The 2535-nt window shown below is 68.5% G+C and carries 2 protein-coding genes; one reads left to right on the top strand and one right to left on the bottom strand.

Going from position 1 to position 2535, the window contains the following annotated elements:
- Positions 1-143 precede the first annotated feature (143 nt).
- Complete coding sequence (locus K8V84_RS15105) at positions 144-659, top strand: (2Fe-2S) ferredoxin domain-containing protein (protein ID WP_304075294.1); 516 nt, start codon at positions 144-146, stop codon at positions 657-659.
- A gap of 35 nt (positions 660-694) precedes the next feature.
- On the opposite strand, the gene K8V84_RS15100 is transcribed toward K8V84_RS15105, so the two are convergent.
- Positions 695-2535, bottom strand: a 1841-nt coding sequence (locus K8V84_RS15100; protein WP_304075292.1) for an ABC transporter ATP-binding protein, incomplete at its 5' end; no start/stop codon positions are given.

The following is a 2535-nucleotide window of genomic DNA, read 5'->3' as shown; positions in this document are numbered from 1 at the left end:
GCCCCATCCGCCCCTCGCCGTTCCGGCGCCCCGCCACCGAAGGGTCACCTCACCGGGCCGGGCGGGTACCCGCTGGTCAGAGCGGTACCACGAATGATTACCCTGGTCAGGTAAGGCGAGCCTAACCAAGGGGGAGGGGGTGGGTGATGAGTGCGGTCGAGGACGCGCCCTGCAAGCTCACGGTCTGCCGAGGATGCTGCTGTGGAACGAAGAAGAAGGTGCCCGGTGTCGACCACGACGCCCAGCTCGCCCGCCTGGGTGCCATCGACGATCACTCCGCCCGCCGTGTTCCCGTTCGCACCAGCAAGTGCCTGGGCATCTGCTTCCAGGCCAACGTCGTGGTGGTCCAACCCTCCGCGACGGGTCGTGCGGCCGGTGGCCGCCCCGTCTGGCTCGGCGAGATGACCGAGGACGACCTGCTGGAGGCCGTCGACGACTGGATCTTCGAGGGCGGCCCCGGTCTGGCCCCCCTCCCCGCCGCCTTGGAGGACCACGTCACCTCCAAGGACGCGAAGAAGCCGAAGAAGCGCAAGAAGGCCAGGGGCGACAAGCTCAAGGACCCCGAGGCGAAGAGGCTCAAGGCGGAGAAGAGGCACAAGAAGGACCGCAAGGACAAGAAGAAGTCCAAGAAGAAAAAGAAGAAGGCGGAGAAGGCCTAGGGCGGTCCGGTGGCCCGGACCGCGCCCGTGGGTCGTCAGCGCCTCTGCGGGGCGAACTGGGTGCGGTACAGGGCCGTGTAGAGGCCGCCCGCGTCCAGGAGCTCCTCGTGTGATCCGCGTTCCAGGATCCGTCCGTCCTCCAGTACGAGGATCTGGTCGGCCTCCCGTACGGTCGCCAGCCGGTGTGCGATCACCAGGGAGGTGCGCCCCTCCAACGCCACCGCCAAGGCCTCCTGGACCGCGGCCTCCGACTCCGAGTCCAGGTGCGCGGTGGCCTCGTCCAGGATCACCACCGACGGAGCCTTCAACAGCAGCCGCGCGATCGCCAGCCGCTGTTTCTCACCCCCGGAGAGCCGGTAGCCGCGGTCTCCCACCATGGTGTCCAGGCCCTGGGGCAGCCGCTCCAGAAGTGAACCCAGTCGTGCCATGCGCAGCGCCTCGACCAACTCGGCGTCGGTGGCCTCCGGCCGCGCGTAGCGCAGGTTGGCGCCCACGGTGTCGTGGAACAGCTGCGCGTCCTGGGTCACCACTCCGACCGCCGAATGCAGGGAGTCCTCGGTCACCTCGCGTAGGTCCAGGCCGCCCACCCGTACCCGACCCTCGGTCGGGTCGTACAGCCGCGACACCAGGTGGGTGAGTGTGCTCTTGCCCGCGCCGGAGGGGCCGACCAGGGCCACCATCCGGCCCGGTTCGGCGTGGAACGACACCCCGCTCAGCACCTGGGTGTCCTCGCCCTCCTCCGCCTGCGGGGCCAGTTCCAGGGACGCCACCGACGACCCCGCGGCGCCCGGGTACCGGAAGGAGACCTGATCGAACTCCACGCTCAACGGCCCCTCCGGCAACGGTCGGGCGTCCGGGCTCTCCTTGATCTGCGGTTCCAGGTCCAGCACCTCGAAGACCCGGTCGAAGGACACCAGGGCGGTCATGATCTCCACGTGCACGTTGGACAAGGTGGTCACCGGACCGTACAGCCGCGCCAACAGGGTGGTGAGCGCGACCAGGGTGCCGACCTCGAAGGAGCCCCGCACAGCGAGCACGCCGCCCACTCCGTAGACCATCGCGACGGCCAGCGCCGTGATGGTCGCGAGCATGGTGAACAGCAGGCCACCGAACACCGCCTGCTGGACGCCCAGGTCACGAACGCGCGCGGCCTTCTCGGAGAACCCGCGGTTCTCCTCGTCCGGGCGGCCGTACAGCTTCACCAACATGGCGCCGCCGACGTTGAACCGTTCGGTCATCAGCGAGCTCATCGACGCGTTGTTGTCCATGGCGTCGCGCGAGATGGTCGCGAGTTTTCGGCCCAGCAGTTTCGCGGGCACGATGAACAGCGGCACCAGTGCCAACGCCAGCAGGGTCACCTGCCAGGACAGGGCCAGCATGGTGATGAGCACGGCCACCACGCTGATGAGGTTGGACACCACCGACTGCAGCACCGAGGTGATGGCCCGCTGGGCGCCCACCACGTCCGTGTTCAGGCGGCTGATCAGTGAACCGGTCTGGGTGCGGGTGAAGAAGGAGATCGACATCCGCTGCACGTGGGCGAACACCTGGGTGCGCAGCAGGTAGATGACGCCTTCGCCGATTCGGGAGGACAACCACCGGCCGGTCAGGGTGATGACGCCCTCCAGCAGGGCCAGACCACCCGCCGCGACCGCCAGCCACACCACCACCGAGGTGTTCCCCGTGAGGATGCCCTGATCGATGATGGCTCGCAGCAGCAGGGGGTTGGCCACCACCACACCCGCGCCGATCGAGGTGACCAACAAGAACAGCAGGATCGCCCGCCAGTGCGGTCGGGCGTACGACAGGATGCGCCGGGTGATCCCCGGGGGCAGTCGCTGTCCCCGCGCGCTCCCATCGTTGACCAGAGCCCTGT

The organism is Nocardiopsis listeri (genome assembly GCF_020741345.1).
Lineage (GTDB): Bacteria > Actinomycetota > Actinomycetes > Streptosporangiales > Streptosporangiaceae > Nocardiopsis > Nocardiopsis listeri_A.
The sequence above is the reverse complement of the archived record's forward strand: the minus strand, read 5'-3'. Positions and strand labels throughout refer to the sequence as shown.